Source organism: Mycobacterium paraintracellulare (assembly GCF_000276825.1).
Taxonomy (GTDB): domain Bacteria; phylum Actinomycetota; class Actinomycetes; order Mycobacteriales; family Mycobacteriaceae; genus Mycobacterium; species Mycobacterium intracellulare.
Window position 1 is genome coordinate 167,048 of the sequence record NC_016948.1, and the last position, 26,053, is coordinate 193,100.

At 68.8% G+C, this 26,053-nt stretch carries 25 protein-coding genes; 9 read left to right on the forward strand and 16 right to left on the reverse strand.

All coding sequences use genetic code 11. The features are described 5' to 3' along the window. Positions 1–481: 481 nt before the first annotated feature. The gene (gltB, locus tag OCQ_RS00835; RefSeq protein WP_008262912.1) at positions 482–5,065 is read left to right on the forward strand and encodes a glutamate synthase large subunit; all 4,584 of its coding nucleotides are present in this window, start codon (positions 482–484) and stop codon (positions 5,063–5,065) included. Next, positions 5,058–6,533, forward strand: a complete 1,476-nt coding sequence (locus OCQ_RS00840) for a glutamate synthase subunit beta (protein WP_008262914.1) — start codon at positions 5,058–5,060, stop codon at positions 6,531–6,533. Before gltB ends, OCQ_RS00840 begins: the two co-directional genes overlap by 8 nt. 394 nt (positions 6,534–6,927) lie before the next feature. Here OCQ_RS00840 and OCQ_RS00845 read toward each other — a convergent pair whose 3' ends face one another. Further along, the gene (locus tag OCQ_RS00845) at positions 6,928–7,779 is read right to left on the reverse strand and encodes an LLM class F420-dependent oxidoreductase (RefSeq protein ID WP_014383623.1); all 852 of its coding nucleotides are present in this window, start codon (positions 7,777–7,779) and stop codon (positions 6,928–6,930) included. Between the two features lie 51 nt (positions 7,780–7,830). Between OCQ_RS00845 and OCQ_RS00850 the strand changes: the two genes are divergently transcribed. Then, positions 7,831–8,271: a hypothetical protein gene (locus tag OCQ_RS00850; RefSeq protein WP_008262917.1), complete on the forward strand. Its 441-nt coding sequence runs from the start codon at positions 7,831–7,833 to the stop codon at positions 8,269–8,271. A 31-nt stretch (positions 8,272–8,302) separates the two neighbouring features. After that, positions 8,303–9,310, forward strand: coding sequence for a PHP domain-containing protein (locus tag OCQ_RS00855; protein WP_014383624.1), 1,008 nt, complete (start codon positions 8,303–8,305; stop codon positions 9,308–9,310). Positions 9,311–9,332: 22 nt separating this feature from the next. Here OCQ_RS00855 and OCQ_RS00860 read toward each other — a convergent pair whose 3' ends face one another. The 4 genes from OCQ_RS00860 to OCQ_RS00875 form a co-directional block, all read right to left on the reverse strand. Beyond that, entirely contained in the window at positions 9,333–9,824 is a 492-nt protein-coding gene (locus OCQ_RS00860; RefSeq protein WP_009956992.1) for a SpoIIAA family protein, read from the reverse strand. A 147-nt stretch (positions 9,825–9,971) separates the two neighbouring features. Next, positions 9,972–10,727, reverse strand: coding sequence for a YoaK family protein (locus tag OCQ_RS00865; protein ID WP_041784742.1), 756 nt, complete (start codon positions 10,725–10,727; stop codon positions 9,972–9,974). Between the two features lie 159 nt (positions 10,728–10,886). After that, on the reverse strand, positions 10,887–12,101 hold the full coding sequence (gene dinB / locus OCQ_RS00870; RefSeq protein WP_014383626.1) for a DNA polymerase IV: 1,215 nt from the start codon (positions 12,099–12,101) through the stop codon (positions 10,887–10,889). Between the two features lie 30 nt (positions 12,102–12,131). Further along, positions 12,132–12,770: a TetR/AcrR family transcriptional regulator gene (locus tag OCQ_RS00875; protein WP_009955493.1), complete on the reverse strand. Its 639-nt coding sequence runs from the start codon at positions 12,768–12,770 to the stop codon at positions 12,132–12,134. Between the two features lie 76 nt (positions 12,771–12,846). Between OCQ_RS00875 and OCQ_RS00880 the strand changes: the two genes are divergently transcribed. Further along, positions 12,847–14,316 (forward strand): flavin-containing monooxygenase, encoded by a 1,470-nt coding sequence (locus OCQ_RS00880; RefSeq protein ID WP_008262936.1) that lies wholly within the window; start codon positions 12,847–12,849, stop codon positions 14,314–14,316. On the opposite strand, the gene rraA is transcribed toward OCQ_RS00880, so the two are convergent. The 9 genes from rraA to OCQ_RS26760 all read right to left on the reverse strand — a co-directional run bounded on the left by rraA (position 14,313) and on the right by OCQ_RS26760 (position 19,963). Next, positions 14,313–14,798 carry a ribonuclease E activity regulator RraA gene (rraA, locus tag OCQ_RS00885; protein WP_014383627.1) on the reverse strand — a complete coding sequence of 162 codons (486 nt, stop codon included), beginning with the start codon at positions 14,796–14,798 and terminating at the stop codon, positions 14,313–14,315. The two genes, OCQ_RS00880 and rraA, sit on opposite strands and share 4 nt — an antisense overlap. 25 nt (positions 14,799–14,823) lie before the next feature. Further along, entirely contained in the window at positions 14,824–15,264 is a 441-nt protein-coding gene (locus tag OCQ_RS00890) for an Rv3852 family protein (protein WP_014383628.1), read from the reverse strand. An 88-nt stretch (positions 15,265–15,352) separates the two neighbouring features. Continuing rightward, positions 15,353–15,856, reverse strand: coding sequence for a copper resistance CopC family protein (locus tag OCQ_RS00895; RefSeq protein ID WP_014383629.1), 504 nt, complete (start codon positions 15,854–15,856; stop codon positions 15,353–15,355). Next, the gene (locus tag OCQ_RS00900) at positions 15,853–16,521 is read right to left on the reverse strand and encodes a YcnI family copper-binding membrane protein (protein ID WP_009955499.1); all 669 of its coding nucleotides are present in this window, start codon (positions 16,519–16,521) and stop codon (positions 15,853–15,855) included. The genes OCQ_RS00895 and OCQ_RS00900 overlap by 4 nt, the downstream gene beginning before the upstream one ends. A gap of 28 nt (positions 16,522–16,549) precedes the next feature. Beyond that, complete coding sequence (locus OCQ_RS00905) at positions 16,550–17,206, reverse strand: DUF6474 family protein (protein WP_014378840.1); 657 nt, start codon at positions 17,204–17,206, stop codon at positions 16,550–16,552. Between the two features lie 120 nt (positions 17,207–17,326). Beyond that, positions 17,327–17,725, reverse strand: coding sequence for a secretion protein EspR (locus OCQ_RS00910; RefSeq protein ID WP_008262950.1), 399 nt, complete (start codon positions 17,723–17,725; stop codon positions 17,327–17,329). Between the two features lie 583 nt (positions 17,726–18,308). Continuing rightward, positions 18,309–18,842: a hypothetical protein gene (locus tag OCQ_RS00920; RefSeq protein ID WP_008262953.1), complete on the reverse strand. Its 534-nt coding sequence runs from the start codon at positions 18,840–18,842 to the stop codon at positions 18,309–18,311. A 196-nt stretch (positions 18,843–19,038) separates the two neighbouring features. Beyond that, positions 19,039–19,662, reverse strand: a complete 624-nt coding sequence (locus OCQ_RS00925; RefSeq protein ID WP_007771867.1) for a superoxide dismutase — start codon at positions 19,660–19,662, stop codon at positions 19,039–19,041. A 145-nt stretch (positions 19,663–19,807) separates the two neighbouring features. Next, entirely contained in the window at positions 19,808–19,963 is a 156-nt protein-coding gene (locus tag OCQ_RS26760) for a hypothetical protein (protein ID WP_008262955.1), read from the reverse strand. 466 nt (positions 19,964–20,429) lie between these two features. Between OCQ_RS26760 and OCQ_RS00930 the strand changes: the two genes are divergently transcribed. Then, the gene (locus tag OCQ_RS00930; RefSeq protein WP_041784746.1) at positions 20,430–21,470 is read left to right on the forward strand and encodes a DUF4328 domain-containing protein; all 1,041 of its coding nucleotides are present in this window, start codon (positions 20,430–20,432) and stop codon (positions 21,468–21,470) included. A gap of 4 nt (positions 21,471–21,474) precedes the next feature. Next, on the forward strand, positions 21,475–22,299 hold the full coding sequence (locus OCQ_RS00935; protein ID WP_008262958.1) for a glycerophosphodiester phosphodiesterase: 825 nt from the start codon (positions 21,475–21,477) through the stop codon (positions 22,297–22,299). Between the two features lie 9 nt (positions 22,300–22,308). Here the strand turns inward: OCQ_RS00935 and OCQ_RS00940 are convergent, their stop codons facing one another. Continuing rightward, a complete protein-coding gene (locus OCQ_RS00940) occupies positions 22,309–23,493 on the reverse strand; it encodes an LCP family protein (RefSeq protein WP_014383631.1) in 1,185 nt (394 codons plus the stop codon). Between the two features lie 44 nt (positions 23,494–23,537). Beyond that, positions 23,538–24,326, reverse strand: coding sequence for a DUF2470 domain-containing protein (locus OCQ_RS00945; RefSeq protein ID WP_014381607.1), 789 nt, complete (start codon positions 24,324–24,326; stop codon positions 23,538–23,540). A gap of 90 nt (positions 24,327–24,416) precedes the next feature. Between OCQ_RS00945 and pheA the strand changes: the two genes are divergently transcribed. Further along, positions 24,417–25,367, forward strand: a complete 951-nt coding sequence (pheA, locus tag OCQ_RS00950) for a prephenate dehydratase (RefSeq protein WP_014383632.1) — start codon at positions 24,417–24,419, stop codon at positions 25,365–25,367. Continuing rightward, positions 25,364–26,050, forward strand: coding sequence for a histidine phosphatase family protein (locus OCQ_RS00955; protein ID WP_008262970.1), 687 nt, complete (start codon positions 25,364–25,366; stop codon positions 26,048–26,050). The genes pheA and OCQ_RS00955 overlap by 4 nt, the downstream gene beginning before the upstream one ends. Positions 26,051–26,053 lie beyond the last annotated feature (3 nt).

The following is a 26,053-nucleotide window of genomic DNA, read 5'->3' on the forward strand; positions in this document are numbered from 1 at the left end:
TTCGCTGCGGGATCGGCGCGCCGCCGCGATCGCGGCACTGAGCACGTCGATCCCCGGCGTAGGCGCCGTTACCACCGGGACCGCAAAGCGCCAGCAGCAAACTTATCGCGGCCCGTCGATCGAGGCCGCGAGCGCGCGGTGGAAGGCCGGCCGTGGTGGAAATCACCGGCCCGCACCCCGGCACCGCACGAGTGCCGATCAGCGGCAACCGCGAAATTTACGAGGGTGCCCGCCGACGGTTTAGACTTGACGAAGTTGGCATGTCAGGCGGGTATTGTCATATCGTTTTACGACTTGTCGAGACCGGTTCCAGGCCACCGTTCAGAGCTGCACGGACATCCCGAACAGGATCATCTCCGCCTGGGGCACAGCCTATCGAGACAAGACCGAAGGGATATTCGCCCGCAACGTCCGGGGTGCGATCTCATCGGGGCCGCTGGTAACGGCCGCGCAGAACGTTCAGGTGAAGGGTCAGGTGCATATGACGCCCAAGCGCGTCGGGTTATACAACCCCGCGTTCGAGCACGACGCGTGCGGGGTAGCCATGGTCGTCGATATGCACGGCCGCCGCAGCCGCGACATCGTCGATAAGGCAATCACCGCGCTGCTCAACCTCGAACACCGGGGTGCCCAGGGCGCCGAGCCGCGCAGCGGCGACGGTGCCGGCATCATGCTTCAGGTTCCCGATGCCTTCCTGCGCGAAGTCGTGGACTTCGAGTTGCCGCCGGCGGGCAGCTACGCCACCGGCATCGCCTTCCTGCCGCAATCGTCCAAGGACGCCGCGACCGCGTGCGCCGCGGTGGAGAAGATCGCCGAAGCCGAGGGCCTGACCGTGCTGGGCTGGCGCAACGTCCCCACCGACGACTCGTCGCTGGGCGCGCTGTCGCGCGACGCGATGCCCACCTTCCGGCAGGTGTTCATGGCGGGGGCGTCCGGTATGACGCTGGAGCGCCGGGCCTACGTGGTGCGCAAGCGCGCCGAGCACGAACTGGGCACCAAGGGCCCGGGCCAAGACGGCCCCGGCCGCGAAACCGTTTACTTCCCGAGCCTTTCGGGTCAGACCCTGGTCTACAAGGGCATGCTGACCACCCCGCAGCTCAAGGCGTTTTACCTTGACCTGCAAGACAATCGGTTGACCAGCGCCCTGGGAATCGTGCACTCGCGGTTCTCCACCAACACTTTTCCGTCGTGGCCGCTGGCGCATCCGTTCCGCCGCGTCGCCCACAACGGTGAGATCAACACCGTCACCGGCAACGAGAACTGGATGCGGGCCCGCGAGGCGTTGATCAAGACCGACGTGTTCGGCTCGGAAGCCGACGTCGAGAAGTTGTTCCCGATCTGCACGCCCGGCGCGTCCGACACCGCGCGCTTCGACGAGGCGCTCGAGCTGCTGCACCTCGGCGGGCGCAGCCTGGCCCACGCCGTGCTGATGATGATTCCCGAGGCGTGGGAGCGCAACGAGTCGATGGACCCCGCGCGCCGCGCGTTCTACCGCTACCACGCCTCGCTGATGGAGCCGTGGGACGGGCCGGCGTCGATCACCTTCACCGACGGCACGATCATCGGCGCGGTGCTCGACCGTAATGGCTTGCGCCCCTCGCGGATCTGGGTCACCGAAGACGGTTTGGTGGTGATGGCGTCCGAGGCCGGCGTGCTGGACCTGGACCCGGCCAAGGTGGTGCGTCGGATGCGGCTGCAGCCCGGCCGCATGTTCCTGGTGGACACCGCGCAGGGCCGCATCGTCTCCGACGAGGAGATCAAAGCGGAGCTGGCCGCCGAGCACCCCTACCAGGAGTGGCTGGACAAGAACCTGGTCCCCCTCGACGACCTGCCGCAGGGCCACTACAAGCGGATGCCGCATGACCGACTGGTCAAGCGCCAGCAGACATTTGGCTACACCTACGAGGAACTCAACCTGTTGGTGGCGCCGATGGTGCGCAGCGGCGCCGAGCCGATCGGGTCGATGGGCACCGACACCCCGGTCGCGGTGCTCTCCCAGCGGCCCCGGATGCTCTACGACTACTTCCAGCAGCTGTTCGCGCAGGTGACCAACCCGCCGCTGGACGCCATCCGTGAGGAGGTGGTGACCAGCCTGCAGGGCACCACCGGCGGCGAGCGTGACCTGCTCACCCCGACCGAGCTCTCGTGTCACCAGATCGCGCTGCCGCAGCCGATCCTGCGCAACCGGGAGCTGGCGAAGCTGATCAACCTCAACCCGGACGACGAGGTCAACGGACGCCCGCATGGCATGCGTTCCAAGGTGATTCGCTGCCTTTACCCGGTGGCCGAAGGTGGCGCCGGGCTGGCCGCCGCCCTCGAGGACGTGCGCGCGCAGGCATCGGCGGCGATCGCCGACGGCGCGCGGGTGATCATCCTGTCCGACCGCGAATCCGACGAACGGATGGCGCCCATTCCGTCGCTGCTCGCGGTGGCGGGGGTGCACCACCACCTGGTGCGCGACCGGACACGCACCCACGTGGGTCTGGTGGTGGAGACCGGTGACGCCCGCGAGGTGCACCACATGGCGGCGCTGGTCAGCTTCGGCGCCGCGGCGATCAACCCGTACCTGGCGTTCGAGTCGATCGAGGACATGCTCGACCGGGGCGTGATCGAGGGCATCGACCGCAAGACGGCGCTGAACAACTACATCAAGGCGGCCGGCAAGGGTGTGCTGAAAGTGATGTCCAAGATGGGCATTTCGACGCTCGCCTCCTACACCGGTGCGCAGTTGTTCCAGGCGGTCGGCATCTCCGAGGATGTGCTCAACGAATACTTCACCGGGTTGAGCTGTCCCATCGGCGGGATCACCCTGGACGACATCGCCGCCGACGTCGCCGCCCGCCACGCCCTGGCCTACCTGGACCGGCCGGGCGAACGCGCCCACCGCGAGCTCGAGGTGGGCGGGGAATACCAGTGGCGCCGCGAGGGCGAGTACCACCTGTTCAACCCCGAGACCGTCTTCAAGCTGCAGCACGCCACGCGCACCGGCCAGTACAAGGTGTTCAAGGACTACACCCGCCTGGTCGACGACCAGAGCGAGCGCATGGCGTCCCTGCGCGGCCTGCTCAAGTTCCGCGCCGGTGTGCGGGAACCGATCCCGCTCGAAGAGGTCGAGCCCGCAAGCGAAATCGTCAAACGCTTCTCCACCGGGGCGATGAGCTACGGCTCGATCTCGGCGGAGGCCCACGAGACGCTGGCCATCGCGATGAACCGGCTGGGCGGCCGGTCCAACAGCGGCGAGGGCGGCGAGGACGTCAAGCGCTTCGACCGCGACCCCGACGGGGCCTGGCGGCGCAGCGCGATCAAACAGGTCGCCTCGGGCCGGTTCGGTGTCACCTCGCACTACCTGACGAACTGCACCGACATCCAGATCAAGATGGCCCAGGGCGCGAAACCCGGTGAGGGAGGCCAGCTTCCGGGGCACAAGGTGTACCCGTGGGTGGCCGAAGTCCGCCACTCCACCCCCGGCGTCGGCCTGATCTCACCGCCGCCGCACCACGACATCTACTCCATCGAGGACCTGGCACAGCTGATCCACGACCTGAAGAACGCCAACCCGGCGGCGCGCGTGCACGTCAAGCTGGTCTCCGAGAACGGCGTCGGCACGGTGGCGGCGGGCGTGTCCAAGGCCCACGCCGACGTGGTCCTGATCTCCGGGCACGACGGCGGCACCGGCGCGACGCCGATGACCTCGATGAAGCACGCCGGGGCGCCGTGGGAGCTGGGGCTGGCCGAGACGCAGCAGACGTTGCTGCTCAACGGGTTACGCGACCGGATCGTGGTCCAGGTCGACGGCCAGCTCAAGACGGGTCGCGACGTGATGATCGCGGCGCTGCTCGGCGCCGAGGAATTTGGCTTCGCCACCGCGCCGCTGGTGGTGTCCGGCTGCATCATGATGCGGGTCTGCCACCTCGACACCTGCCCCGTCGGGGTGGCCACCCAGAACCCGGTGCTGCGCGAACGTTTCACCGGCAAGCCCGAGTTCGTCGAGAACTTCTTCATGTTCATCGCCGAAGAGGTCCGCGAATACATGGCGCAGTTGGGATTCCGCACCCTCAACGAGGCGATCGGGCAGGTCAAGGCGCTCGACACCACGTTGGCGCGCGCCCACTGGAAGGCGCACCGGCTCGACCTGGACCCGGTCCTGCACGAGCCGGAATCGGCGTTTATGAACCAGGACCTGTACTGCACCTCGCGTCAGGACCACGGCCTGGACAAGGCGCTCGACCAGCAGTTGATCGTGATGAGCCGCGAGGCACTGGATTCCGGTACGCCGGTGCGTTTCTCGACCACGATCAGCAACGTCAACCGCACGGTGGGCACCATGCTCGGCCACGAGGTCACCAAAGCCTATGGCGGTCAAGGGTTGCCGGACGGGACCATCGACATCACCTTCGACGGCTCGGCGGGCAACAGCTTCGGCGCGTTCGTGCCGCGCGGCATCACCCTGCGCGTCTACGGCGACGCCAACGACTACGTCGGCAAGGGTCTGTCCGGTGGCCGGATCGTGGTTCGGCCGTCGGACGACGCCCCGCAGGACTACGTGGCCGAGGACAACATCATCGGCGGCAACGTGATCCTGTTCGGCGCGACCAGCGGTGAGGCGTACCTGCGCGGTGTCGTCGGCGAGCGGTTCGCGGTCCGCAACTCCGGGGCGCACGCCGTCGTCGAGGGTGTCGGGGACCACGGGTGTGAATACATGACCGGCGGCAAGGTCGTCGTCCTCGGTCGCACCGGCCGCAACTTCGCGGCCGGCATGTCCGGCGGGGTGGCGTACATCTACGACCCGCACGGCGAATTGCCAGGAAATCTCAACACGGAGATGGTCGAGCTCGAGAGCTTGGATGAGGATGACGACGAGTGGTTGCACGGCATGATCCAGGCACACGTTGATGCCACCGATTCCGCTGTGGGTCAGCGCATTCTGGGTGACTGGCCGGAGGAGCGCCGGCATTTCGCCAAGGTGATGCCGCGCGACTTCAAGCGGGTGCTGCAGGCCATCGCCGATGCGGAACGCGACGGCGCCGATGTCGACAAGGCGATCATGGCGGCCGCCCATGGCTGATCCGAGCGGCTTCCTGAAATACACGCACCGGGAATTGCCGAAGCGCCGGCCGGTCCCGCTGCGGTTGCGCGACTGGCGCGAGGTCTACGAGGATTTCGACAACGAGACCCTGCGCGAGCAGGCGACCCGCTGCATGGACTGCGGTATTCCGTTCTGTCACAACGGTTGTCCGCTGGGCAACCTGATTCCGGAGTGGAATGACCTGGTCCGCAGGGACCAGTGGCAGGCCGCGATCGAACGGCTGCACGCCACCAACAACTTCCCGGACTTCACCGGCCGGCTGTGCCCGGCGCCGTGTGAGCCGGCCTGTGTGCTCGGCATCAACCAGGATCCGGTGACGATCAAGCAGATCGAGCTGGAGATCATCGACAAGGCCTTCGACGAGGGCTGGGTGCGGCCGCTTCCGCCGGAGAAGCTGACCGGGAAAAAGGTCGCCGTGGTCGGTTCCGGACCCGCGGGCCTGGCCGCCGCTCAGCAGCTGACCCGCGCCGGCCACAGCGTCACCGTCTTCGAGCGGGCCGACCGCATCGGCGGCTTGCTGCGCTACGGCATCCCGGAATTCAAGATGGAAAAGCGCGTGCTCGACCGCCGGTTGGACCAGATGCGCGCCGAGGGAACCGAGTTCCGGGCGGGCGTCAACGTCGGGGTCGACATCAGCGCCGAGCAGCTGCGCTCCGACTTCGACGCGGTGGTGCTGGCCGGCGGTGCGACCGCCTGGCGCGATCTGCCCGTTCCCGGCCGGGAATTGGACGGCATCCATCAGGCGATGGAATTCCTGCCCTGGGGCAACCGGCAAGCGTTGGGTGATCTGGGCGAAGGCGAGGTGGACGCCGACGGGCAACCGCCGCTCACCGCCAAAGGCAAGAAGGTCATCATCATCGGCGGCGGTGACACCGGCGCCGACTGCCTGGGCACCGTGCACCGGCAGGGCGCCACCGAGGTGCACCAGTTCGAGATCATGCCGCGCCCACCGGAGACGCGCGCCCCGTCCACCCCGTGGCCGACCTACCCGCTGATGTACCGGGTCTCCGCGGCGCACGAAGAGGGCGGCGAGCGGGTGTTCTCCGTCAACACCGAGCAGTTCGTCGGCCGGGACGGTCGCGTCACGGCGCTCAAGGCGCACGAGGTCACCATGGAGGGCGGCAAGTTCGTCAAGGTCGACGGCTCCGATTTCGAACTCGAGGCCGACCTGGTGTTGCTGGCGATGGGATTCGTCGGGCCCGAGAAGGAGGGCCTGCTCACCGAGCTCGGAGTCAAGCTCACCGAGCGCGGCAACGTCGCGCGCGGCGCCGACTTCGAGACGTCGGTTCCGGGCGTCTTCGTAGCCGGGGACATGGGTCGCGGCCAGTCATTGATCGTTTGGGCGATTGCTGAGGGCCGGGCGGCCGCCGCGGCGGCGGACCGGTTCATGATGGGTTCCACCGCGCTGCCGGCGCCGATCAAGCCCACCGCGGTACCGCTTCAGTAGTAACACCAGTCACACCAGAAACACGCGCTGGTTCGTTCGGCGCGTCTTCCGCAGTTTGCCAGACGGTGGGTGTCTAATAATCCCCTGTGAGCCCGCTCACAGGGGGGTCACACTGTTTCCCGGATGGACGGACCGATTGCAGGAGTGGTTTTTGTGCATATCCACCCAGTACCCCGGACGCGGATGGGGCGAATGGCCTGGTCATGGTTGCGTCACCCGGTAAAAAGTCGCGAGTTCCCCGCCAAGCACGAGCGGTTGGTCACCGCCCAGGATCTACTGCTCTTCGGCGCGTGACCACTCTGCCGCCGCGCCTGCGGGCGCCCGGCGGGTTTGCTCCGCGGCCGGCGGGCGGGATTTTCGCCTGAGCGCCAGGGGCGGGGCCCGAAAATCGGTGCTATCCGTCGAGTAATCCCGAATCGCGGATCGCCTCGGCGAGCGGTTCCAGCACGGCGGGGTCGTGTGGCGGGGGTAGGTAGACGATCCCGAGGTCGAGCCCTTCGGCGGCGAGTCCGGCGGCGTCCGCGACGACCTTCCCGTAGTCGAGGTCCGGCTCGAGGCGCAGGTGCGCCGAGAGGGTGATCTCCTTCGGATCGCGGCCGATGTCCGCGCAGTGTGCGGCGAGGACGTCACGCTTGTGGGCGAAAACGTCGGGCGGGCCGCCGACGAAGTTCCAGTGCTGGGCGTAGCGGGCGGTGATCCGCAGCGTGCGCTTCTCGCCGCTGCCGCCGATGCAGATCGGGGGGTGCGGACGCTGCGGCCCCTTGGGCTCGTTGCGGGCACCCTTGAGCTGATAGAACCTGCCTTGAAAATCGGAGCAGTCCGTGGTCAAAAGGCTGGTCAACACCTCGCAGGCTTCCTCGAAGCGGTCGAAGCGTTCCTTGATGCTGCCCAGCTCGATGCCGTAGGCGCCGGATTCCTCCTCGTTCCAGCCGGCGCCGATCCCCAGCTCGAGGCGCCCGTTGGAGATGATGTCGAGGGCGGCCGCCATGTTGGCCAGCACCGCGGGGTGGCGGTAGTGGATCCCGGTGACCAGGGTGCCCAGCCGCAATCGCGTGGTGGCCTGTGCCAGCGCCGTCAGCGTCGTCCACCCCTCCAGACAGGGCCCGCTGCTGTCGGAGAAGATCGGGTAGAAGTGGTCGAAGGTCCACCCGGATTCGTAGACGTCGATGTCGTCTGCGGCCTGCCAGACGGCCAGCATCTGGGCCCAGGTGGTGTTCTGCGGAGAAGTCTTGAAGGCGAATCGCATGTCAACGACGTTAGTCGGCGTTTATGAAGGGCAACTAAACTCGACCGCGCTATGACTTGCCCTTGTTGCTCCCTGGGAATCGACACCAAGCTCACGCTGCTGGCGGCGGGCCTGATCTTCCTGCTCGCGCTCGTTCTCGGGATCTGGAAATACCGCGGGATGATGACCTCCGAGAATCATCTCGCGCATCCCTACGTCGACATCGCGCATCGCGCGGCGCTGCTGTATTCGTTCGCGACGCTGCTGCTCGCGGTTTTCGTACAACTGAGCGCCTGGCCGGTGTGGGTGAACCTGACGGCCGCCGGCGTCGTCGTCTTCTTCTTCGTGGCGGCCATCGCCGCCTACATCACCCACGGGGCACGGCGCGACACCGTCAACCAATTCGAAAACGCCGACCGCAGCACCGAATTGGCGATGGCCGCGCTGATCGTCGGGGAAATCGGCGGGTTCGGCGTGCTGCTCGCCGGGTTCGTGGTCGGCCAACTGCTGTAACTCGCCGAGGTCTGGCGGGCACACTGGAGTCATGGATCCGGTAGCGGCCCTGCGGCAGATCGCCTACTACAAGGACCGGAGCCGTCACGACCCGAGACGCGTGATGGCCTACCGCAACGCTGCCGACATCATCGAGGGCCTCGACGACGCGGCGCGCGAACGCCACGGCCAGGCCAACAGCTGGCAGTCGCTGCCGGGAATCGGCCCCAAAACCGCCAAGGTCATCGACCAGGCGTGGTCCGGCCGAGAACCCGACCTGCTGGTCGAATTGCGTTCCACCGCAGAAGATCTCGGTGGCGGTGACATTCGTGCCGCGCTGCGCGGCGACCTGCACCTGCACTCCAACTGGTCGGACGGCTCCGCTCCGATCGAGGAGATGATGGCCGCGGCGGCGGCGCTGGGCCACGAATACTGCGCGCTGACCGACCATTCGCCGCGGCTGACCATCGCCAACGGCCTGTCGCCGGAGCGGTTACGCAAGCAGCTCGACGTGATCGACCGGCTGCAGGAGACGTTCGCGCCCATGCGCATCCTCACCGGGATCGAGGTCGACATCCTCGACGACGGCAGCCTGGACCAGGAACCCGAACTGCTGGAACGCCTCGACGTCGTGGTGGCCAGCGTGCACTCCAAGTTGTCGATGGATTCCGCCGCGATGACCCGGCGCATGCTGCGCGCGGTCCAAAACCCGCACGCCGACGTGCTCGGCCACTGCACCGGCCGGCTGGTGTCCGGCAACCGCGGCATCCGGCCGGAATCCAAGTTCGACGCCGAGGCGGTGTTCACGGCGTGCCGCGAGTCCGGCACCGCGGTGGAGATCAACTCCCGGCCGGAGCGGCGCGACCCGCCGACCCGCCTGCTCAACCTGGCGCTGGAGATCGGTTGCGTGTTCAGCATCGACACCGACGCCCACGCCCCCGGCCAGCTGGACTTCCTCGGTTACGGCGCGCAGCGCGCCCTGGACGCGGGCGTTCCCCCCGACCGGATCGTGAACACCTGGCCGGCCGACCGGCTGCTGGAGTGGACCGGGTCGAACTGACCGCGAGCCGGATGTCCCGCGATCAACGACTCCCGTGACCGCCGTTGGTGCCCGCGGAAATGACCAGTCCCGCAAGGCTTCCCACCGCAGCGAGGGTGCCACCGATGAAGGCCTTGGCCATGCCCCGCTTCGACACCTCGGCGCCGCGGGGCAGCGAGGCCAGCCAGGCGACCGCGTCGTCGCGCTCGGCGTTGCCATACACCCGCAGCGGGCACGGCATCCACGCACCGATGCCGCGCGCGGGCGCCCGAATCCACTCGATGTCGCTCACGACAGCACACCCATCGAGCGCGGCCAGGTAGCCCACCCCAAGTCGGGTGTCCGCCCACAATGCGCCCGGCGTGATCCGCTCGAAGCCCGGGCCGAATTGGTAGAGCAGCCGCATCCGTCCCTTCGTTCGGCGCACCCGATCGACCAGCGGCGCAAACACCCGGTCGTAATCCTGCGTCGTCACCGTCCCAACCGCCTCCAGGGCCTGAATTCCCGCGGGCACGCTCGCCAGTTCTTTCAGCACGAGACCCCCATTAATTTGCCTAGTGCAATTATTGCCTAGTGCTAGGATAGGCCCTGCTCCGCGACTGGGTTAGGCACGCGCATGAAAGTCGTATTGTCGGTGCGGGACGGGCCGGCCTCACGGCGGCGGCCAGTTGTTCGCGGCCGCTCAGACCCGCACCCGTTCGGCGCGCTCGGGAACCGGTGCGGCGCTGCGGACGGCGCCCTGCAGCAGGTTTGCGGCGCCGACGGTCGCGCAGATCGCGGCCGGGATGAGCAGCGCGTAACCCCCCAACTGAGCCCCGAACATGATCCCGGCCACGCCGCCGCCGAGGAATAACACCAGGGTGGCGGCCAGTATCGCCGTTTTCCAGTTCTTGATGCCGTGTATCCGGCTGCGGCCGAGGATCAGCCCGAGGTCGGTGATGGTTCCGGTGAAGTGCGTGGTGCGGATCGCCATCCCGCGAAAGCTCGATGTCATCCCGTTTTGCAGGCCGAGCGCCGCGGCGGCGAACAGCGCCTGCACCGCGGTCTGCTCGACGCCCAGGGCATTGATCTGTGCCCTGACGACGGTCTCCGCTCCCCCGGCCGCGGCGAGCACGAGCAAGCCTGCCTCGAGGTACAGCACGGCGGCGTGGCGTGGGCCCGCAAGGGCATCGGTGGGTGCGAGGATCGCCCCGGCTATGGCCGCTCCCATCAGGAAGCCCAGAAAGATTGCGCCGAGCACGTGGCCTTCGTACAGCCACGGGTTGGCCGTGTGCATGCCCAGCTGGGTGGTGATCCCGGTCAGATTGCCGACGGGCACCGCCAAGATCAGCAGCGCCACGGCATTGACGAAGCCCGCGGATAAGGCGAGTAACGCGCTGTAACCGAGCAGGAGACCTTCGCGGGGCAGGCCGGTGTCGCGGGATTGGTGCGGCGGCATCGGATTCAGTTGCTCACTTTCGAGGTCGGGTTTACGCCAACCTAACAAGCGGGCCGCCGCACAAGCGGGGTCGCGAGGCTGATTCAAATCAACCTCAAATCATCGAAAAGGCATGTGGCAAAGAGTAATTGAATAATTAGTGAAAAGACCGACGACCCGTCAGTCGGGCAGGTGCGGCATCTCGAAGCCCGGATCGCGCCCCAATAGCACCGCGGGGGTGAGCGCCGACTTGCCATAGCGCCGGCGCACCCGGTCGATGGCGGCGTCGATGTCGTCGCCGGCAGCGCGCCGGCTCGATTCGCCGAACGGCAGCATCAGCTGCTGGGCGCCGCTGCGGTCGATGCCCGACACCGCGAACCCGACCAGCGTCAGGCCGCGCTGCGCGATCAGCGGCGCCGCGCCCGCGACCAGGCGCCGCGCGGCGGCCAGGATGGGCGCCGTGGCCGACGTGGCCCACGGCAGGGTGTGCGAGCGCGTGGCCCTGGTGAAGTCGTCGAAGCGCAGCCGCAGCACCACCGTGCGGCCGGTGCGCCCGGCGGCGCGCATGCGGCCGGTGATGCGGTCGATCAAGTTCACCACCACGGCGTCGATCTCGTTAGGCGACATGGCATTACCGGAGCGGCCCAGCGCTCGCTGCGCCCCGACGGAGCGGCGACGAACGCCGGCGGTGACCCGCCGGCGGTCGATGTTGCGCGACAGCGCATAGAGCTGACGACCCATCGCGCCACCGACCATCGAGCCCAGCGCCGACTCGCTGAGCTCGGCGACGTCGGCCACGGTGACGATGCCGTGCGCATGCAGCTTCTCGGCGGTCACCGCGCCCACGCCCCACAGCCGGCGCACCGGCAGCGGCCGCAAAAACGTCAACTCCTGATCGGGGGGCACCAGCAGCAGCCCGTCGGGCTTGGCCTCCTGGCTGGCGACCTTGGCAAGGAACTTGGTCCGGGCGATCCCGACGGTGATCGGCAGCCCGACCCGCTCGCGCACGTCCGCGCGCAACCGCTCGGCGATCGCCACCGGCGTGCCGCTGACCCGGCGCAGCCCACCGACGTCGAGGAAGGCCTCGTCGACCGACAGCGCTTCCACGATCGGGGTGCAATCACGGAACACCTCGAAGACGGCGTCGCTGGCGCGGCTGTAGGCGCTCATCCGCGGCGGCACCACCACGGCGGCCGGGCACAACCGCCGCGCCTGCGCCCCGCCCATGGCCGTGCGCACGCCGTAGGCCTTGGCCTCGTAGCTCGCGGCCAGCACCACGCCGCCGCCGACGATCAGCGGGCGCCCGCGCAGGGCCGGGTCATCGCGCTGTTCGACGGACGCGTAGAAGGAGTCCAGGTCCGCGTGCAGAATGGACGGGTCACACCGCACGAACATATGTTCGCACGGGGCGCCGACAAACCCGTTTCAGCAGGCCTCGCCGTACACGCTGCTGACCCAGATGTGCACCAGCGTGTCGAGCAGTTGCTCGCTGGGCACCGACGGTCGCCCGCCGGCGAACGCGCTGAGCATGACCTTTTCGTTGAGCAGGTTCAGTGCCGCGGACAGGTTGCGCGCCGGCAGTGTCACCGGCGCGGCGCCGCGCGCGCGCTCGGCTTCGATCACGGTGGTGATGTGGTCGACCCATTTCTGCATGAAGCGTGACCACAGCTCGCCGACGTCTTTGTTGGTGCGCGCGGCATCGGCGGCCAGCGACACCGCGCGATGCGTGCCGAAGGTCTCGACAAACACGTTGATCCCGATGCGCCACAACGCTTTCAGGTCGGCGGGCGGGCTGGCGACCAGCGACTCCAGCGCGGAGTCTGCCTCCATGATCACCCGCTCGAACAGGGTGAACAGCACCGCGTCCTTGGACGGGAAATAGAAGTAGAACGTCGGCCGGGACAGCCCGGCCCCCTTGGCGAGGTCGTCGACGGAGATGTCGGCGAGCGGGCGTTCCTGCAGCAACCGTTCGGCGGTGGTCAAAATGGCCAGTTCGCGGTCGTCGCCGGACGGGCGCGCCGAGCGCCTGCCCCGGTGGGTGCGGGCGGAACCGACGGTAGTCACGGCCGCTACTTTACACGGCGTCGAGATTTTCGACACGGTGTTGACCGATTCAACACCGTGTTGATAGCGTGGCCGTATGACTGAGCACCTTGACGTCCTCATCGTGGGCGCCGGCATCTCCGGTGTGAGCGCGGCCTGGCACCTGCAGGAACGCTGCCCGACCAAGAGCTACGCCATCCTCGAGCGCCGCGCCGACCTCGGCGGCACCTGGGACCTCTTCAAGTACCCGGGCATCCGATCGGACTCGGACATGTTCACCCTCGGCTTCCGGTTCAAGCCCTGGCGTTCGGCGAAGTCGATCGCCGACGGCGCGTCGATCAAGGCCTACATCAGGGAGGCCGCGGTCGAGAACCGGATCGAGCCGCACATCCGCTACAACCACCGGGTGGTGGCCGCCGACTGGTCCGACGTCGACAACCGCTGGACGCTGACGGTCGAGGACGACGGCCGCACCAGCGAGATGACCTGTTCGTTCCTATTCGCCTGCACCGGTTACTACAACTACGACGAGGGGTTCTCGCCCACCTTCGAAGGCTCCGACGACTTCGGGGGCACCATCGTGCATCCGCAGCACTGGCCGGAGGACCTGGACTACGCGGGCAAGCGGATCGTCGTCATCGGATCCGGCGCGACCGCGATCACCCTGATCCCCGCCCTGGTGAACTCCGGTGCCGGTCACGTCACGATGCTGCAGCGCTCGCCGACCTACATCGGGTCGCTGCCCGGCGTCGACCCCTTCGCCGAGAAGGCCAACCGGCTGCTGCCCGAGCGCCTCGCGCACATGGCCAACCGCTGGAAAGCCATCGCGTTCAGCACTTTCCAGTACCAGCTGTCCCGCAAGGCCCCGGCCTACATGCGCAAGACCTTGATGACGATGGCGCAGCGACGGCTGCCGCAGGGCTACGACGTCGAGAAGCACTTCGGGCCGCGCTATAACGTCTGGGACGAGCGGCTGTGCCTGGCGCCGGACGGCGACTTCTTCCGGACCATCCGGCACGGCAAGGCCGACGTCGTCACCGACACGATCGACCGGTTCACCAAGACCGGCATCAAGCTCACCTCGGGTGAGGAGTTGGCGGCCGACATCATCATCACCGCAACGGGATTGAACATGCAGTTGCTGGGCGGGGTGAAGCCGACCCGCAACGGCGAGGACATCGACCTGACCTCGCTGATGACCTACAAGGGCCTGATGTTCTCCGGCGTGCCGAACTTCGCCATCACCTTCGGCTACACCAACGCGTCCTGGACGCTGAAGGCCGACCTGGTCTCCGAATTCGTCTGCCGACTGCTGAACTACATGGACGCCAAGGGTTTTGACTTCGTGGAGCCGCAGCATCCGGGCAACGACGTGGACGAGTTGCCGTTCATGGACTTCACTCCCGGCTACTTCCGGCGGTCGATGCACCTGCTGCCCAAGTCGGGATCGCGGGCGCCGTGGCGGCTCAAGCAGAACTACTTCTTCGACATGCGCACGATCCGGCGCGGCAAGGTCGACGACGAGGGCTTGAAGTTCGCGAAAAAGCCTGCGCCGGTGGCGGTTTAGGAGTCTGTGGCGACGACGACGATCCCGTCGTCGTCGCTGTAGGCGATCTCGCCGGGCACGAACGTCACACCGCCCAGGGTGATTTCGACATCGCGTTCGCCGGCGCCGGTCTTGGTGCTCTTGCGCGGATTGGTGCCCAGCGCCTTGATGCCGATGTCCATGCCCCGCAACGCGGCGGAGTCCCGCACCGCGCCGTTGATGATGAGCCCGGCCCAGCCGTTGGACCGCGCGAGCTCGGCGATGACGTCGCCCACCAGCGCGGTGTGCAGCGAGCCGGCGCCGTCGATCACCAATATCCCGCCGTCACCGGGCTCCGAGAGCACCGACTTCAGCAGCGCGTTGTCCTGAAAGCAGCGCACGGTACTGATCGGGCCGGCGAACTCGGCGCGCCCGCCGAGCTGGCGGAATTGGGTGTCGCAGCTGCGCACGTCGGGGCCGATGCTGTCGACCAGGTCGGCGGTCGGCCGGAATGGCACCGTCACTTCTGACATGTAAACGCCCGCGCCCTCAGCGACGGCGCAGCTGGCGGATGAGCAGGATGGCCAGCAGGCTGACGGCCACGGCGACGATCAGCGGCACCGGGGATTGGCCCACCGCGGGGCCCGGGACGGCGGGAGAGACCGGGTTGTTGGCGGCTTCCACGGTGGACTTCGCCTGTGCGGCAGCGTCTTTGGCGGCGGCCGTGAGGTCGCCATTGGTTTCGGCCCGCTGCTGCACGCCGGCCGGCGGCTCGGGCGGCCGCGGGGGTGCGGGTTCGGCGTTCTTGGCCGGCGCCTTCTTCGCGGGCGCTTTCTTGGCGGGCGCCTTTTTGGCGGGCGCCTTTTTCGCAGGTGCCTTCTTGGCGGGCGCCTTCGCGGTCTTTTTCGCCGCCTTGGCGGGCGGTTTCTTCTCCGGCGGAGTGCCGGCGCCGTCGGGCGCGCTGTTGGTGGGGTCCTGCGGGTCTGCCATGCGGCCGCTCCTTGAGCTTCCTCTGTCGTCGTTTCCCTAGCTCAGGGATCTCGACCCCATCATGCCAGCACGCGTGACGGCGCCTCGATCACCGCCTGTGCCGCACCGCCCACCAGGCGCCGCCGGCGACGAGCGCCAACGCGGCCGCCACGAACGGCCAGACGGGGACGTCACCGCCGCCGCCCCCGCCGCCGGCAACCGGCGGCCCGGGCGTGCCGGTGCCGGACACCGTGAGCTGGAACGACCAGGACCCGGACACCACGTGGCCGTCCGCGGAGGTCACCCGGTAGTTCACCGTGTACGTGCCGGACGGTCCCAGTCGACGCAGGGCGATGCTGACCATCGCGCCGGCCACGGTGGGCTCGCCGGCGGACCACACGTTGCCGTCCGGGCCGACCACCGTCATCGCGGCGAACGTGGTCTGCAACTGCTCGTTGAAGGTCGCGCTGACCCGCTGCGGGCCGGAGGCCAGCACCGCGTTGGCCGCGGGGTCGGTGGCGATCCGCGTGGCGTGCGCCGACGACACCGGCGCGGTGAGCGTGGCCATCGCGAACATGGCGCTCACGCACGCGCCGAACGCCAGCCGTTTCACGGGCGGCGGCGGATCAACGCGATCGCGACGCCCAGCGCGGCGACCACCAGAGCGGCGCCGCCCAACAATCGCGCGGTGTTGTCGGCCGCGTGGGGCCGCGCCGGTTCGGTCGCTTGGTCGGGCGTCCCATGGTGGTGGTGTGACCCCGCCGGCCCGGTGGCAAGGGTGAGCATGGGCGCCGGGTGTTCGGGCTCGCCGCCGTCGGGCAGCGGCGCCTGATCCCACTTCACGACGGTCCCGTCGGCGTAGGACTGCGTGGCCGGGAAGCTGACGGTGTCGGTGTCGGGCAACTTCACGGACAACCGGAACAGCGCGAATTGGTCAGCGGCGATCCCCCCGCCGGGGGCGGCCGTCCATGTCACCGAGCGGACGGCACCGGACGCCGCGTCGCGGTCGAGCCTGGCCGTCCAGCCCGGCATGCTTTCGGTGCGCGCCGAGGCGACGCCGGGCAGGGCGACGGTCAAGGCGGTGGTGGCGGCCCCGACGTTCGATTCGTTGGGCACCTGGAAGGTGACCAGGGCCATGGCGCCGCGCACCGGATTGTCGCTGCTGGCGTGGACGTGCGCCGACGCCGTCGGCGACTGCAGCGCCGACCCGAGGGCCAGGACGACGACCGCGCCGGCCGCGAACAGGATGCGCGGGATCCACCTGCCGTGGATTGACATGGGAGGAGATTGCCTTTCGTGGGGTCGGTCAGCTCAACCCGAGGCGGGCCATCAGATCGGCCTCGATGCCTTCGAGCTGCGACGAGATCGCGGCGTGGGCGGCCCGGCGACGCGCGGCGGGCAGATTCTCCGCGGCGGTGACGGCCGCCGACAGATCGGTGAGCCGCTCGGTGATGGCGACCACGAACGCCTTCGTCTCGGCGTCCTTGGGCTTCTTGTCCTGCACCGACCGCAACGACCTCTCGGCCCCCGCGATGCGGGCCGACAGCTGGGCGCCGGGGCCGGAGAACTGGCCGATCTGAGCCAGCGGGATTCCGAGCCGGTCCGCGCGGCGCTGATCGATCAGCGCGCGCGCCGAGACGGCCAACCGGTAGATCACCGGGGTGAGGATCGGTGCGAGCAGCCGCGAGACCGTCAGCACGCGGCGGATCCGGGTCGGGGAGAAGATCTTGCCCTCCCGCGCCGCCTTGAGTTGGGCCTCAGCGACTTTGAGCGCGTTGCGGTCACTGTCGCGCTGCGCCTTGATCTGGGCCCTGAGCGCCTTGTTCTCCGCCCGTTGGGCGGACTTGGCGCGCCGCACCTCGTTTTTCGCGGCCAGCTTGGCCTCGAGCTTCGCGCGGGCCTTGATGGCGCGGGCTTCAGCGCGACGCGTCGCGCGGCTCTTTCGCTTGCCGAACAGGGCCATTCCCGGCCGCCTCCCGGTATCTCGCTGGCAATCGTCGTCTAACGCTCTCGCGTTCGCGATCCGTTTGCCAACCCTAATCGGAATGGGCGGGCGCCAGCCCCCCAGGGCTGGCCGAGGCCGCTAGGCGTCCAGGTGCTCCGCGCGGCGCAGCTCGTTGACGCGCTCCATGACCTCGCGCTGGGCCTCGGGGGAGAGCTCGGCCGTGCGCATCGCGATGCGGCGCACGTTGTCGTCGCGCGCCGTGGCCAGCCACGACAATTCCTTGTCGAGCTTCTCGTAGTACTCGTCGTCGGTGAAGTAAGCCGGCTTGATGCGGAAGAAGTTGGCCAGGGCGGCCATCGTCGCCGAGGACGGGTTGGTGCGGTTGCCGGAACGCAACTGCGACAAGTAGGGAGCCGACATCGTTATGCCCTCCGCCTTGAGCGCCGCGATCACTTCCGCGGAGGTGTGCGCACCGCGTCCAGGCGGATACACCGTGTCGAACAGGCGGTTCAGGCGAGCAGCGAACGTCGTGCTCATTGATATGACCTCCACTGGGCTGTAGAAGCGAACTATTACCTAGGTGTATTTGCTGATCATGGTAGCGAGGCTTGGTAAGGGTAACCAGGTGCAAACCCCGAAGGATTCCCGAGCGGCACAGCCGACGCCCACCAACTCCCCACTTGACGAGCGTCTAACTGATTCGCTGAGGTGTCCACAAAATCCATGGAACTCACAGGTTATCCGCAGAATCGGACACCCGTCCCGAAGTGGCGGGCCGGGCGCCTCGTGGGGGCCGTTGCGAGGGCCCGCGCCGTGCTGGGCGATTGCACCGCAACGGACCGGCAAGCTGGCCCGATCCGGTACGCCATTTGCTGCCGGGCCCGAAACCTGGCCATCGAGGGCGCGCCGCAACCCGCCGGCCGCATGGTGGACACCGATGGTCGAGGGGCCGTTAACTTAGTGGGCGCCGTCGGGGTCGCGCTCATCCACGACCGGTCCACCGCTGACCGCCGCCCGACGTGACGGTCGCCAGAGCGGTCCGGTCGCGTGATCCCCGCGGGCGCGAAGCGCCTCCTCGCGGCCGGGAAGGCGAATCGCCATTCGCGCCGCCGTGTTCTCGCTAGGCGGCGAGCAGCATCGCCAAAATCGCCGTGTCGGGATGGCTGATCGGATCGACACCGACCCGGCTCACCATCGACGTGATGGTGCCGTCGGCTTCTGCCTCCACCCAGGCCGCCCGGTGTTCCAGGCCGAGATAGGGCAACCCGGGCAGCAAGACGCATCCCGATGCCGCCCCCGTGCATTCGGGCAGCGACGGCGTGGTTTCCGACGGCGGATGCAGCATGAGTAGCGCGGGGGGCTGATGGTCGGCGAAATAGCCTGGCTGGATTGCCGATTCACCAAAGACCGTGCCCTCGGCCAGCACCAGGCCGACCGTGTCCGGTTCGGGTTCGTCGGGCAGTTCTTCGCGGGCGCCGAACACCGTTGTGGTGGAGAGCAACCCGGGCAACGACGCGATCCGGACCGCGACCATGAGCAGCTGGGCCCATTCTTTCGTCGAATCGGGCCAACGGCCAGAGATCAGGAACCCCTTCAGGGACCCACGAGAATGGAACGGGGAGACCCCGATCGGTCGATCCGACCCAGTTTCCATCTCCGACCTCCGCGCGACGCCTCCGTTGGGAATAACCACACTGGTAGTCCGAATAATTAAGAATGCCTGCGGATTAGGCGCCGTGCAACACGACACGGTCAGCGTCGCGGATCTTCAGATCGACCCGCTGCGGGGCCACACAAACGACTGGGGCGCCGCGCAATCCGCGCGACGCCCCCGCCGATCGAAATAAAAGTCAGCCGAAAATCAGGCCCTGGGTTTTCGAGGTCGCCGCGGCGTAACGCTTCTGCACGTCGGCCCAGTTGACGACGTTCCAGAACGCCTTGACGTAGTCCGCCTTGACGTTCTTGTACTGCAGGTAGAAAGCGTGCTCCCACATGTCGACCTGCAGCAGCGGAATGATGCCCAGCGGCACGTTGGCCTGCTGGTCGTAGAGCTGGAAGGTCAGCAGCCGGTTGCCGAGGGTGTCGTAGCCCAGCACCGCCCAGCCCGACCCCTGCAGGCCGTTGGCGGCCGCGCTGAACTGCGCGCGGAACCGGTCGAAGGATCCGAAGGCGTCGTCGATCGCGGCGGCCAATTCGCCGGTCGGCTTGTCGCCGCCGTCCGGCGACAGGTTCTTCCACCAGATGGAGTGGTTGACGTGGCCGCCCAGGTGAAAGGCCAGGTTCTTTTCGTTCAGGAAGATCGCAGCGTGATCTTCGTTGGCACGGGCCTCTTCGAGCTTGGACAGAGCGTCGTTCACGCCTTTGACGTAGGTGGCGTGGTGCTTACTGTGGTGGATCTCGTTGATCTGACCTGAGATGTGCGGTTCCAACGCTGCGTAGTCCCAGTCCAAGTCGGGCAGGGTGTATTCAGCCACGGCGTTCCTTTCTTCGATTATCGTCTTGACGCTCAGTCACGGGGCGCCTTGCGGCGGCCGACCGTTATCAACCCTGCTCCATGAGCGCGCGCACCGCAAGAATGACCCCTCTGAGCCGCAGGGCGGATACCCGCTCGGGGTCAGTTCAGAACAAGACGATGACCGCGAGCACGGCCAGTAAGGCCAGTGCGATCAGTCCGGCGCGCAGCGCCGCGATGGTGTAGCTGTGATTCCACGCGGGCGAGCCGCAATACGACTTCGACGCGGCCGGTGAACCCGGACCGAACGAATGCGTGGCCATCAATCGCCTTCCACCCCCCGGTTCACCTCACGGTGAGTGAGGTGAGTCACAAACACTTACGAGAACGCGATCATAGCGCTTTGCGGCGAAGTTGAAAAAATAGCGCCCTGAGCTGCGGGTTAGCGAGGACCGGGACGTGGGTGGTTACAAGACGTCGGGACGGGAGCCGGGGCGGCGCGGGCGCCGCCGCGCCGATGCTTAGTGGGGCAATCCATTTCGCTCACACGGGCGGCTTGGACTGTTTAAGACATGCGTGCAACACCGCGATGTTATCCACAGTTACACCACAGTTCGGCGCCAGAGGCAGTAGCGATGGTTCTCTATACCCCGGGGGCCTATGTGGATAAACCTGTGGAAACTGTGGATAGTCCGCGGCGGCCGATTACGTTGCCCATGCCCCCTCGAGCGCCGCTCCTCAGCGCCCCGCGTTCCGCTGCGCGCATCGTCGCGGCGCTAGTCTGGTCCGGTGATCCAGGTGTGCTCCCAGTGCGGCACCCGCTGGAACGTGCGCGACCGGCAACGCGAGTGGTGTCCCCGCTGCCGCGGCGCCCTCATGGCGCCCCAGTCGCCGCCCGCCGACCCGCGGTGGGCCTCCGCGGGCGCCCCGCCCCCGGCCGGACCCCAGCGGTCTCCGGGGTGGCAGCGCACCCCGCCACGGCTGCCGCCCGGCTATCGCTGGATCGCGGTGCGTCCCGGCGCCGCGCCGCCGGCCCGACACGCCCGGCGCCCCCTCGGGCCCACGCCGCGCTACACGGTGATACCGCGTTGGAGTTTGGCGGACCGCGTCGAGCAGGCGCCCGCCACCGGCGCAGCGCCCGCGGCGGCGGGGCCGACGGGGCAGGTCATCCGCACCACCTCATTCGTGAGCGTGCTGGTCCTCAGCATCGCCGCCCTGGTTTACGTCGTCCGCTATGTGCTGCTGGTCATCAACCGGAACACCCTGCTGAATTCGTGGGTGGCCCTCGCGGCCGACTGGCTGGGCGTGCTCGCCAGCGTGGGCGCGGGCGCGGCGGTGATCGCGTCGGGCGTGCTCCTGATCCGTTGGCTGATCGCGCGGCGCGCCGCCGCGTTCGCCCATCACGGGCTGCCGGAGCCGCGCTCGCCGCGGGCACTGTGGGCCGGCTGCGTCGTGCCGCTGGCCAATCTCTTGTGGGCCCCGGTCTACGTGATCGAGCTGGCCCTGCTCGAAGACCATTGGGCGCGGCTACGCGGACCCGTCCTGCAGTGGTGGATCGCGTGGGTCTGCAGCTACGCCGTCTCCATCGCTGCCATCGTGACCAGCTTCGCCACCGACGCGCAGGGCATCGCCAACAACACCGTCCTGATGGTCGTCGCCTACCTGCTCGCGGCCGCCACCCTGGCCGCCGCGACCCGCATTTTCGAGGGCTTCCATCGCAAACCCGTCGCGCGTCCCGCGCACCGCTGGGTCATGGTTCCCGACGACGGCGCCCCCACACCGGCTTCGGCCGGCCCAGTTGAGTTAGAGGGGCAGGAACCGGCAGCATAGGGATATGACGTGGGCCGACGAGGTGCTCGCCGGGCATCCGTATGTCGTCGCCCACCGCGGTGCTTCGGCGGCACGTCCCGAACACACGCTGGCCGCCTACGATCTCGCGCTCAAAGAGGGCGCCGACGGCGTGGAATGTGATGTGCGGTTGACCCGCGACGGCCATCTCGTGTGCGTGCACGACCGCCGGCTGGACCGCACCTCGACCGGAGCCGGCCTGGTCAGCACGATGACGCTGGCTCAGCTGCGCGAGCTCGAGTACGGCGCGTGGCACGACAGCTGGCGCGAGGACGGCACGCACGGCGACACCAGTCTGCTGACCCTGGACGCGCTGGTTTCGCTGGTGCTGGATTGGCATCGGCCGGTAAAGCTCTTCATCGAAACCAAGCACCCCGTCCGGTACGGCTCGCTGGTGGAGACCAAGCTCCTGGCGTTGCTGCACCGTTTCGGCATCGCCGCGCCCGCCTCGGCCGATCGGTCCCGCGCCGTGGTGATGTCGTTCTCGGCGTCCGCGATCTGGCGGATCCGGCGGGCGGCGCCGCTGCTGCCCACCGTGCTGCTGGGCAAAACAGCGCGCTACCTGACCAGCGGCGCGCCCACCGCCGTCGGCGCCACCGCCGTCGGGCCCTCCCTGTTGACGTTGAAGGAATATCCCCAACTGGCGGACCGCGCCATCGCCCAGGGCAGGGCGGTCTACTGCTGGAACGTCGACGAGTACGACGACATCGACTTCTGCCGCGACGTCGGCGTGGCGTGGCTGGCCACCCACCACCCGGGCCGCACCAAGGCGTGGCTCCGCGGCAATCCCGCCGGCCAGGTCAGCATCTAGGTCGGTCCGCTACTGCTGGCCCTCCGCCGTGGTGGGCGGCAGCGGCGCGTCGGCGGCCAACGCGTCGAACAACCGGCCGGCCGCGTCGTGATTCCACACCACCACCGCGCCGGCGTCACCGCTGGTGAACTCCCCGATCGGGACGGTCATGGTGGCGGTGGGCCCGTGCAACGCCCAGCCCAGCCGGGCCAGATCCCAGGCGTGGTCGTCCTGGTCGACGGTCAGGGCGTCGGCGGCCGCGCGCGGCACCGAATACCAGCGCCGGGGATCGAGCCACACCGCCGGGCTGCCGGCGCGATGCAGCAGTTCGGCCACGAACTGACGCTGATTGACCATCCGGTCCAGATCGGCCCGCGGCGTGTCCCGCGTCCGGACGTATCCGAGCGCCTGCCGGCCGTCGAGCCTCTGGCAGCCGGCCGGCAGGTCGATGCCGGCCAGCGGGTCATCGATCGGGGTCGTCGGGCACACCGTCACCCCGCCGAGCGCGTCGACCAGCGCGGCGAACCCGCCGAATCCGATCTCGGCGTAGTGATCGATGCGCAATCCGGTCGCCTGTTCCAGGGTGCGGACCAACAACCGCGCGCCACCCATCGAGAACGCCGCGTTGACCTTGTCCTTCCCGTGATCCGGGATCGGCACCAAAGAATCGCGGGGTATCGACACCAGCGCCGTGGGAACGCTGGACCCGACGCCCGGCACGTGAACCAGCAGGATCGTGTCGGTGCGGCCGTCCCCGATGTCGCCGCCGGTGGCCAAGTCCTGTTGCTGCGCGGCGCTCAGGCTCTGGCGGCTGTCCGAGCCGACGATGAGCCAGTTGGTGCCGCGGCCGGGCGCGGGGCGTTCGGGATAGTCGGCGAGCACCTGCTCGCGGTGCAGTTTGGTGTCGAACCAGACGGCGCCGGCGACCAGGCCCGCGCCGATCAGCAGCACGGCCACCACCAAGAACGACACCATGGTTCGGATCCAGCGGCGCCGCTTGCGGGGCGCGCGTGGTCGGGGCGGGCGCGGTCGCTGCGCCGGGGCGACGGCCGCCGGAGCCGGTGGCGCCGGGCGGTGCAAGGGTTGGGTCTCCGCGGTCGGCGACGGCGGCGGGGCGCCCTCGCGGCGGATCACCTGCGGCGGCTCGGGGCGCGGCGGGACCGGCGGGCCCGGCGGAGCGGGCCGCCGACGCTGCGGTGCGCGGTCGCGGTTCACCTGGCTAACGTACGTGCCCGGCGGCGCGCCGCGATCAGGACTGGCTAGCCGCGCGCCCGCAGCCCATTGATGAACGGGCACCCCATCAGCACCCGAATGGCCTGGCGCAGGCCGGTCATGTCGTCCACCGGTTTGTGGAACGGAAGCCGGACGTCGTGGTCCTGGTCGGTGCCCTCGACGCGGAACCGCACGCCGTAGCGGTCGAGCCCCAGCGGTCGCACGTGCCCGCGGCGCAGGGGAGCCGGCAGCCGGGACACCAGCCGCGCCAGGACGTCGCCGTGGGCGGCGTCCAGGTGCCGCAGCAGGCTCGACTCGAGCGCGCAGAACGGGTCGGGCCGGGCGGCGAGAAGGTCGTCGACGGCCACCGGCTCCGCGCCGGTCGCGTCGGTGACCACGACCGAGGCGATCTCGAGCCGCAGCAACGTGTACCGCTGCTCCTGCCCGCCGGGGGGCGCACACCTCGGCGTGTCGACGCCCAGCAACGCCGGATCCGGGCATTCGGCGGCGATCACGTCGAGCGTGGAGAGGATCTCCGCCGGGGGCACCTGCTGCAGGCGCCCGCGCACCCACACCAGCGAACGGACCGGTTCGCGCAGGGGAAGCGGCGCGTAGTCGGTCAGCTCCAGCAGCGCTTGCGATCCCGCGATGGGCCGCCCGCGTTGCTGTTCGACGGGCAGCGCCAGCGCGAAGGAGCCGTCGTCCATCAGGTGGTGCACGGGCGTGGGGACCGGGTCGTCGTGCTCGATCGCCAGGAGCGCGCCGCCGGCGCGCACGCACGCGCTGCGGATCCGTTCGGCGGTGGTCGGGGCGTGGCAGCTCAGCGGTAATACCATTCTCATCCTTATGCTTAGGTAAGCCTAAGTTAACTTACGGGGGTTGGCGTCGCAAGGGTTTTCTGTGCGGCGCGCCGCTAGGGTTGGGACGTGGCCCGCATCGCTTACCTCGGTCCGGAAGGGACCTTCACCGAGGCGGCGCTGCGGCAGATCACGGCCGCCGGCATGGTTCCCGCCCCGCACTCCGACGGGGTGCAGTCGGTGCCGTTCGACAGCACCTCCGCGGCGTTGGCCGCGGTGCGCGACGGCGCCGCGGACTACGCGTGCGTCCCGATCGAGAACTCGATCGACGGTTCGGTGACGCCGACCCTGGACAGCTTGGCCATGGGCTCACCGCTGCAGGTCTTCGCCGAGACGACGCTGGACGTCGCGTTCAGCATCGTCGTCAAACGGGGATGCCGCCCCGCCGACGTGCGCACGTTGGCCGCCTTCGGGGTGGCCGCGGCACAGGTGCGGCAGTGGGTGGCCGCGAACCTGGCCGATGCCGAACTGCGGCCGGCGTACTCCAACGCCGACGCCGCCCAGCAGGTCGCCGAGGGGCGGGTCGACGCCGCGGTGACCTCGCCGCTGGCGGCCACCCACTGGGGCCTGGACACCCTGGCCGACGGCGTGGTCGACGAGCCCAACGCCCGCACCCGCTTCGTTTTGGTCGGACTGCCGGGCCGCCCGCCGGCCCGCACCGGAGCCGATCGGACCTCGGTGGTGCTGCGCATCGACAACGCGCCGGGCGCCCTGCTGGCGGCGCTCGCCGAGTTCGCCGTCCGCGGCATCGATCTGACCCGGATCGAATCCCGGCCGACCAGAACCGGACTCGGCACCTACCGGTTTTTCGCCGATTGCGTCGGACACATCGACGACGACGCCGTGGCCGAGGCACTCAAGGCGCTGCACCGTCGTTGTGCCGATGTGCGATATCTCGGATCTTGGCCCACCGGTTCGCCCGCCGGGGCCCTGCCGCCGTCCGCCGACGAGGCGTTGCGCTGGCTGGCGCGGGTCCGCGACGGAAAGCCCGAAGACCCTGCCGGGGGGTCGCAGCGGTGAGCGGTCGCTTGATCCTGGTGCGCCACGGCCAGTCCTACGGCAACGTCGAGCGCCGGCTCGACACCCGCCCGCCCGGGGCGGAGCTGACGCCCTTGGGCCGCGACCAGGCCCGGGCGTTCGCCCGCGGCTCGGGCCGCCCGGCGATGCTCGCGCACTCGGTCGCCACCCGGGCATCGCAGACCGCGGCGGTGATCGCGGACCAGCTCGCCATGTCGGCCATCGAGGTGCCCGGCATCCACGAGGTGCAGGTCGGCCGGCTCGAAGACCGCAACGACGACGAGGCGGTCGCGGAGTTCAACGCCATCTACGACCGCTGGCATCGCGGCGAGCTCGACGTGCCGCTGCCCGGCGGCGAGACCGGCAACGACGTGCTGGACCGCTACGTGCCGGTGCTCACCGACCTGCGCCTGCGCTACCTCGACAACCACGACTTCCACGGCGACATCGTGGTCGTCAGCCACGGCGCCGCGATCCGGCTGGCCGCCGCGGTCCTGGCCGGCGTGGAGGCCGACTTCGCGCTCGACAACCATCTCGAGAACGCCCAATCGGTGGCCCTGACCCCGATCACCGACGGCCGGTGGAGTTGCGTGCGCTGGGGGACGTTGACCCCGCCGTTTTATCCGGAGGCCGAGGCCACCCCGGTCGCGGACGCGGTGCGGTCAAGCACCGACCCGATGGGTTGAGAC

Bases quoted from the DNA above. Each gene is read 5' to 3' on its own strand.
- OCQ_RS00845 (WP_014383623.1), bottom strand. From the start codon at position 7,779: ATGCGATTCGCCTTCAAGACTTCTCCGCAGAACACCACCTGGGCCCAG.
- OCQ_RS00935 (WP_008262958.1), top strand. From the start codon at position 21,475: ATGACGTGGGCCGACGAGGTGCTCGCCGGGCATCCGTATGTCGTCGCC.
- OCQ_RS00910 (WP_008262950.1), bottom strand. From the start codon at position 17,725: ATGAGCACGACGTTCGCTGCTCGCCTGAACCGCCTGTTCGACACGGTG.
- OCQ_RS00905 (WP_014378840.1), bottom strand. From the start codon at position 17,206: ATGGCCCTGTTCGGCAAGCGAAAGAGCCGCGCGACGCGTCGCGCTGAA.
- OCQ_RS00900 (WP_009955499.1), bottom strand. From the start codon at position 16,521: ATGTCAATCCACGGCAGGTGGATCCCGCGCATCCTGTTCGCGGCCGGC.
- OCQ_RS00880 (WP_008262936.1), top strand. From the start codon at position 12,847: ATGACTGAGCACCTTGACGTCCTCATCGTGGGCGCCGGCATCTCCGGT.
- OCQ_RS00920 (WP_008262953.1), bottom strand. From the start codon at position 18,842: ATGGAAACTGGGTCGGATCGACCGATCGGGGTCTCCCCGTTCCATTCT.
- OCQ_RS00890 (WP_014383628.1), bottom strand. From the start codon at position 15,264: ATGGCAGACCCGCAGGACCCCACCAACAGCGCGCCCGACGGCGCCGGC.
- OCQ_RS00850 (WP_008262917.1), top strand. From the start codon at position 7,831: ATGACTTGCCCTTGTTGCTCCCTGGGAATCGACACCAAGCTCACGCTG.
- OCQ_RS26760 (WP_008262955.1), bottom strand. From the start codon at position 19,963: ATGGCCACGCATTCGTTCGGTCCGGGTTCACCGGCCGCGTCGAAGTCG.
- dinB (WP_014383626.1), bottom strand. From the start codon at position 12,101: ATGTTCGTGCGGTGTGACCCGTCCATTCTGCACGCGGACCTGGACTCC.
- OCQ_RS00840 (WP_008262914.1), top strand. From the start codon at position 5,058: ATGGCTGATCCGAGCGGCTTCCTGAAATACACGCACCGGGAATTGCCG.
- OCQ_RS00865 (WP_041784742.1), bottom strand. From the start codon at position 10,727: ATGCCGCCGCACCAATCCCGCGACACCGGCCTGCCCCGCGAAGGTCTC.
- OCQ_RS00945 (WP_014381607.1), bottom strand. From the start codon at position 24,326: ATGGTATTACCGCTGAGCTGCCACGCCCCGACCACCGCCGAACGGATC.
- OCQ_RS00855 (WP_014383624.1), top strand. From the start codon at position 8,303: ATGGATCCGGTAGCGGCCCTGCGGCAGATCGCCTACTACAAGGACCGG.
- gltB (WP_008262912.1), top strand. From the start codon at position 482: ATGACGCCCAAGCGCGTCGGGTTATACAACCCCGCGTTCGAGCACGAC.